The organism is Streptomyces sp. NPDC102274 (assembly GCF_044766385.1).
Taxonomy (GTDB): Bacteria; Actinomycetota; Actinomycetes; order Streptomycetales; family Streptomycetaceae; genus Streptomyces.
In genome coordinates, this window is record NZ_JBIWLW010000091.1 from 1 (window position 1) to 7,822 (window position 7,822).

Annotated in this window: 2 protein-coding genes; one reads left to right on the forward strand and one right to left on the reverse strand. The window is 67.4% G+C overall.

From position 1 onward, the window contains the following. On the reverse strand, window positions 1–2,018 hold a 2,018-nt coding region (locus tag ACIRQP_RS41550), incomplete at its 3' end, for a DNRLRE domain-containing protein (RefSeq protein ID WP_403900548.1). Between the two features lie 575 nt (window positions 2,019–2,593). Between ACIRQP_RS41550 and ACIRQP_RS41555 the strand changes: the two genes are divergently transcribed. Further along, window positions 2,594–7,822 (forward strand): hypothetical protein (locus ACIRQP_RS41555; protein WP_403900550.1); only part of this gene is annotated, 5,229 nt, incomplete at its 3' end.

A 7,822-nucleotide genomic window follows, 5' to 3' on the forward strand; every position in this document is an offset into this window, starting at 1 on the left:
CGGCTCCCGCCCACGGACTTCTTGCCGGTGGTCTTGAGCAGGTCGCCGGTGGTGTCCCACTTGCCGGTGGGCCACAGGTCGAAGTCGAGGTAGTCGAGGTTCTTGTCCTTGTCGGTGGCGGAGGCGGTGAAGGTGATCTCGCCGGCCCCCATCCGGACGTACGGTTCGGTGGTGGTGCATTTGGCGTCGGGCCCGAGGTCGAGCGAAGTGGGTGCGCCGGGGCGGCGGTTGTAGGTGAGTTCGAGGACGGGAGCGTTCTCGCCGTTGGCGGCGAATTTCTTCCAGGAGTACTGAGAACCCTCATTCACGGCGCGCATGCCGAAGGTAACGGTGTCCACGCCCTTGTCCGCCGCCTTCTGGGCGGCTTTCTTGACGTCGAAGACCTCGTACGCGTCGCGGCAGCCGGTCTTGTAACCGTGGGCGAAGCTTCTCGTGGAGATCTTGTTGCCGTTGTGGAGCTTGGGGGCGTTCTTCCAGTTGGTCTTGGCGCCGATCTCGCCCGTGAGGTGCACACTCATGGCACGGTCGCTGCAGGACCAGGAGTAGGTTTCCAGGACGCGCAGCTGGGCCTTGGTGATGACCGCGCCCTTCAGGGACTTGTCGAAGTCGATGTTGAAATATGACCGCGAGGTGCCCCAGGTGTCGGACTCGAAGCCGACCCTCGCCTCGTGCGTGCCGGCCTTGTTGAAGCCCTTGCCGTTGTAGAAGGTGGCATTGGGGTGGCGGTTGTAGACGGTGGTCCAGTTCTGGGTGTGCTTCTTGACCGAGGGGTCGATGAAGACGGGGAAGACGGTGGAGGGGTCGGACAGGAGGTCGGCGTCCGGGGTGATGACCCAGTTGCCGCCTGAGAGATCAGCATCGACGAGTGCGCCGTGGGAGTCGGGGGACGGGCCGTCGAGCCCCGGCAGGGACAGGGTGGCGGCGGATCCGGACTGGGAGGGTGCTGGGGTCGGCTCGGCTGGTGCCGATGGCAGTGGCGACTCGGGGACGGGCGGGACGGATTCGTCGCTGGCGGACGGCAGTACCTCGGCGTACGGGTCGCTCTGCTCGTCGGCCTCGATATCGGGATCGGCGCTTGGCGGGGCCGAGGGCGACTCGTCAGGAGTCGCGCTCTCCGAGGGCAGATCCTCGGGTGCGGTGGGCTGTGCGGTGGCGCCGACCTCGCCGTCGGTGACGGCCGGGGCGCCCGCGTTGTCCCACATTACCGGGGACGGGGACATCGCCACCTCGTCGCCATGTGTGTCCTCGGCGCTGACGATGTCGGACGCCGGGTCCAGGCGGAAGGTGAGGGTGGGCGAGGTCAGGCCGTAGGAGAGCTGGGCGACGCGGGGGTCGGAGGCGGCGGCGCGGTTCTTCACCACCAGGAGCTGTGCGAATCCGTCGTCGTCCGCGGTGAGCACCAGGTCGGCGCCGGGGATGATCTCGGGGTACAGCGCCCGGTTGGTGTCGATGATGGGCTGGGGGATCGGGCCGGGCCAGGTGAGCTGGATGTCATGGCCGTCGGAGTGCAGGGTGACCAGCGGACTGCCGACCTCGTCCGCGGCCTCGCTCTTGAGGAGTGAGACACGGCGCACTGTGGTACGCGACGCACGCTTCTCGCGCTGTCCGTTGTCTGTCGTCCCGGCGGAGAAGATCATGCCGGTATTGGTGGCTCTGGGTTCCCAGCCCCGGTCGGTGCGGTGCAGCGACCGGTCGATGGGTTTCCACTCTCCGTCCACCTTGGCGCGGATCGGCGAGACATGGATCTGGCGGGACATCAGACCGTCTGGCTGTGCCCAGGTGGTGGAGTTGGGTGTACGAAGCGACGTGGCCTCGACAGGCTCGCCGGTCTTCGCCGCCCGGGTGATGGCGTCGGATTCACTCACCGATGAAGTAGGCGTACGGTCACGTGGCTTGGCCCCGGGATCGGAGTCGGCGAGGCGAAGCCCCGCGTAGGTCAGTCCGGTCGCGGCGATCGCGGCCGCACAAACCATGGCAATGGTGCGCTGGCCCGGCAGGCGGTTCCGGCGTGGTGACATGAGTGAGACCCCTCCCCCTCGGCCCCGGCACACGGCGAATCGCCAACCGGAGAGACGAAGCCCGCCGCGCGGGCCTCAGCACGCGGGACGAGCGAGCAGATCATGACCCATGAGTAGCCGGCCGTCACCCTGCGGAAGGCCGGGCGGACTTGGGCGTGAGCTGACCTCAGCCGGGGGCGCCGTCGCTGACCACGTCCCGTCGACGGCCTTCCAGCGCCCGACAGAACGATAGAAAGCAGGCGAATCAACGCATCTCACTGGGGAGATTGAGCACTGAAGCGGCAATCCGAGAGCAAGATCCGATTGCACCTGACATGACGCCACCATCCCATTCATGCGTACACACGGCATTCCCTGGTTCGAGTACGCGCTTGCCCCCATAAGCGGCGTGACCATGATCACTTGATCACGATCTCTCTAGCCTTTCGCCACAAGTCCCCCACAGAATCAGCGCGTTCTTGCATGACGTCCCGTGCGGCCCCGCCCTGGTTCCGCGCCGAATGGTCCGGGGGGATCCTGGCGTGTCTCGTCTCTCTGAAACTCGCCGTCGACGGCGCCGTGTCCGCCACACCGTGGTGCCCACCCTGGGCCTCGCCCTCCTGGTGGCGCTGTTGCCCGCACAGGCACTGGCCATCCCGCCCGACCCCGGAAAGACCGGACGCGAGGAACTCGTCCTGGAGAAACTCGACCAGGACCAGCCCGTGGCGGGCAGGACCGTCAACAGGAACCTCGACAGTCTGCGGACGGAGACGCCGGAGGATCTCGGGCAGGCTCCTCCAGGCACGACCACCGTGCCGCTCGCGGACAGCGGTCTGCTCAACTTCGACACCACTACGAACCCGGCGTCCGCGCGTACGGGCAGCGCGGTGCGAGCGGCCACCACTCCGGTCGAGACCCTGCCGGTCAGTCTGGGCCAGGCTCCGGGGCAGGCGGCGCCGACCGGTACCTGGCAGGTCACCGTCGACGGACGGCCGGAGACCGTGGCGCAGGGCGTGGACGGTGCGGTGGTCACGGTGCAGGCTCCGTCCACCGGAGCGGTGCCCGTGTCGGTGCAGTTCGACTACAAGAAGTTCAAGAACCTCTACGGCGCCGACTGGGCCTCGCGTCTGCGCTTCGTTCAGTTCCCCCAGTGCTACCGGACCACGCCCGATCTTGAGGAATGCCAGGCGTACGAGGAACTGGAGACGGTCAACGACACCGGCACCTCGACGGTCACCGCGACGGTGGACCCGGCCGCGGACGGCACGGTCGCCCCCGCCTCCGCACCGGCCGCCAAGGACAGCAGATCAGCCGTCGTACAGGCCGGGTACAGCAGTCCGGCGGCGGCAGCGGCCGACGGGAGCACGGCCGTTCTCGGCGTCACCGACTCCGGTGAGGGCAGTGGCGGTTCGTTCAAGGCGACCCCGCTGGCGTCCAGCGGCAAATGGGCGGCCGGCGGATCTTCCGGCTCCTTCACCTGGTCCTACCCGCTGACCGTCCCCCCGGCACCGGCCGGCCCCTCCCCCAACATCTCCTTCGAGTACAACTCGCAGGAGGTGGATGGCAGGACCGCCGTCTCATCACCGCAGGCATCGTGGATCGGCGAGGGATGGAACTACGAGCCGGGCCATATCGAGCGGCGTTACCGCGCCTGCAAGGACGATGCCAAGGCCCTCACAGCGGGCACGCCCAACAACACCGCCAAGACGAACAAGACGTCCGATCTGTGCTGGGTGTCGTACAACGCGGTGATGTCGCTGAACGGCAGGACCACGGAGCTCGTCCGGGTGGGCTCCACGGACGTCTACCGCCCGCAGAATGACGACGGAACCCGTGTCGAGCTGAAGACCGGTGCCACCAACAACGACGACAACGGTGAGTACTGGGAGGTCACCACCTCCGACGGCACGAGGTACTTCTACGGTCTGAACGCCGTGGGCGGCGGCCACGCGAACACCAACTCGGTCTCCTCCGTCCCCGTCTACGGCAACCACCCCGAAGAGCCCTGCCATGCCGCCGCCTTCGCCGACTCCCGCTGCGGCGCGGGCAAACAGCAGGCGTGGCAGTGGGGCATGGACAAGGTGGTCGATGTCCATGGCAACGCGATGGTTGTCAACTGGAAGCAGGAGCGCAACTACTACGCGGTCAATAAGAAGTTCAAGTCGCCGGAGGGCTACGACCGGGCCGCCTATCCCGTGTCCATCGAGTACGGGATGCGTACCGCCGAGCTGACCAACCCCTCCGCCACCGTCGAGTTCGGCGTCAAGCAGCGCTGCCTGAAGGTGGGCACCGCCTGCGACGCGGGGAACTTCGCCAAGACCGACGACCCCGGTGCCTACCGCCCCTGGTGGGACACTCCCGGCAACCTCAACTGCACGTCCACCTCGAAACTCTGCCCTCCGTTCCCGTCTTTCTGGACCCAGTTGCGCCTGGACACGGTGACGACGAAGGCCGCACGCGCCGGACAGTCCGCACTGGGCAAGGTCGACACGTACACCCTTCACCAATCCTTCCCTGCCGACTGGTACGACACGTCACCCGGCTTGTGGCTCAACTCCCTGACACGCAGGGGCTTCGCTCCGGGCGACACCACCGGGATCCTCCAGTCCAAGGACGGCGTCAGCTTCGCCCACTACACGGTGGGTTCATCCTCGCCGCTCCGGGCGCGACTGAAGGACCGTCAGTTGCCCAACCTCGTGCCGTCGGGCCCGGGTGACAAGCGTCCCGGCTTCACCCGCCCGCGCATCGGAACCGTCGCCACCGAGAACGGCGGCGACATCGAGGTGGAGTACACCGGCGGCTGCTCCGCCGAACCCGCCACCGACAGGGGCAGGGACAACACCACCTGCTACCCGGTGCGCTGGTCCCCGGACGGTGAGGAGAAGACTCCGGCCAAGGCGTGGTTCAACAAGTACGTCGTCGCCTCGGTTGTCGAGTCCGACAAGGTCACCACGCACAGCAGTCCCGTCGTGACCTCGTACAAATACACCTCGCCTGCCTGGGACAAGAGCGACGACGAGTTCACCCGCCCATCGCTGCGAACCCACAGCGTATGGCGCGGCTATCGGCAGGTCGCCACCAGCAAGGGCAGCAAGTCCCTTTCCCAGCAGGGCGGTCCGACATCGGATTCGTACTCCGTCACGCGCTTCTTCCAGGGCACGGGCGGCGCGGTGAAGGACTCCGCGGGCACGGTGGAACTGGTCGCTGATGACGCGCCGCAGTTCGCCGGAATGGCGGCGGAGACTCTCACCTACGAGCACTCCGAGGGACGCCTCCTCAAGCGCGCCCTGACGTTCCCGAAGTCCAAGCAGACCGCGTCCCGCGCCCGCGAGGCCGAGGACGGCACAGACCTCGACCCGCTGCTCGCCCACCGCACCTGGGTGGCGCGCGCCGACGCCATCCAGACGATCGGCACCAGCGGCTGGCAGACAGTCCGCAGCGAGACCACGGTGGAAGACACCTACGGGCTGCCCACCCAGATCGAAATGTCGGTCGTCAAACCCAATGGCACCGGCGAGTCGGTCAGCAACCAGGTCTGCATGCGGACCGCATACATCCACAACACCACCGACTGGATCATCGGGAAGACCAAGGAAACCCGCTCCACCTCCACGCCCTGTTCCGGCTTCGACACCGCGGACCCGAAGACGCAACTGCTCAGCTCGGTACGGACCTCCTACGACGGCCAGGAGTGGGGCGCCGCCCCTATCAAGGGTCTGGAAACCTCGGTGGCGGACATCAACGGTGAGGGAACGTCCCACTCCGTGGTCACCACCAGCACCTACGATCCTCTGGGACGGATCAGAAAGGTCACCGCACCGCTGACGGGCACCTCCGAAACCGTCTACACACCCGGTGACAGCGGCGGACCCGTCACCTCGGTCAAGATCATCAACGCCAAGGGCCATAGCTCCACCACGGCCTACGATCCGGGCCGCGCCCTGCCCCTGACCGTCACCGACACCAACGGCCGGGTCACCCGCAGCGAATACGACGCGCTCGGACGCCTGGTCAAGGGCTGGTCCCCGTCCCGCTCCTCGGGCGGTAAGTCCCCGGACACCGAGATCTCCTACCAGACGGCCATCGCGACGGACGACGAGACCACACCGGCCGCTGTCACCGTCAAAAACCTGAAAGACGACGGAGGTTACGCCCGCCAGGTCACCCTCTACGACGGCCTGATGCGTGAGGTGCAGACCCAGAGCGAAGCCCATGGGGCCGGCCGGATCGTCACCGACACCAAGTACGACGACCACGGCCTGGTCCGGGAGCAGACCAGCGGCTACCTCGCCAAGGGCGACCCGGAAACCAAGCTCTTCGCCCGTATATCCGAGTCACTGGTACCGAGCAAGACCCGGACCCGGTACGACGGTCTGGAACGCCCGGTCGAGGCAGCGGTCTACCACGGCGCCGACTACAAATACTCCACCGACACGTCCTACGGCGACACCTCCGTCTACGTCGATCCCCCCGGCTCGACCGCCCCGGCCACCAGGAGCTACACCGACGCCCTGGGCCGGACCACCTCGGTCCGCCACTACACCACCCCCGAAGGCACGGGTACCTGGCGGACGACGAACTACACCTACGACGCGCGGGGCAACCGCACCAAGGTCACCGACCCGGCCGGCAACGCCTGGACCTACACCTACGACGTCCGCGGCCGCCTGACGGACTCCACCGACCCCGACACCGGCACGTCCTCGATCGGTTACGACGACGCCGACCGCAAGACCAGAACCACCGACGCACTCGGCAAAAGCGTCTACACCGACTACGACCAGCTGAGCCGCCCCACCGCCGTCCGCGAAGGCACGTCCACCGCCCCGCCGGTCAAGGAATTCACCTACGACAGCCTGTCCGGCGCGGTCGGCCTGCCCGTCGCCTCGATCCGTCACGACGCGTCCGGCGACTACATCAACCGGATCACCGGCTACGACACCGACTACCGGCCCACCGGCCGCGAAACGGTCATCCCCGCCCACGCGATGACCGCCGGACTGTCCGGCACCTACGCCTACTCCTACACCTACACCCCCACCGGAAAGCCGCTGTCGGTCACCCTCCCGGCGAAGGGCGGCCTGGCCCGCGAGAAGGTCGTCACCCGCTACGACACCGACGGCCTGCCGGAATCCACCTCGGGTGTCAACTGGTACACCTCCGACGTCACCTACTCCCCCTACGGCGAAGCACTGCGCACCGTCAGCGGGGCGCAGCCGTCACGGGTATGGACGACCAACTTCGTCGACCAGCACACCGGAAGCCTCCAGCGCTCCGTCACCGACCGCGAGACAGCGGGCACTCACCGGATCTCCGACAACTACTACTCCTACAACACCGCGGGCACCATCACCTCCAACGCCCGCAAGCTCACCGACGCCACCGGCGACACCTGGGACAACCAGTGCTTCACCTACGACGCACTGGGCGAACTGGTCCACGCCTGGACCTCAACCGTCATCCCCAACAACGCGGGAACCGGCTGCCGCTCCTCCAGCGGCAGCAGCTGGGGCTACCGCACCGACGGCGCCCCCTCCAGCGGCCCGGTGGCCGACGCCGCCGACACAGCCACGGACACCACCGCCCCCCACGCGGAACTGACCGCCTCACTGGCCGCCGCCGCTCCCAACGCCACGACGGTCTCAAGCGGCGCTACCGCCTACCGTCAGTCCTTCACCTTCGACTGGCTCGGCAACCGCGCCACCCTCACCGAACACAACACAGCCGACGCCGCCAAGAACGTCACGTACGCGTACGGATACGGCCGCCAGGTCACCGGCAAGGGCCTTACACAACCGCACACCCTCTCCACGATCAGCTCCACC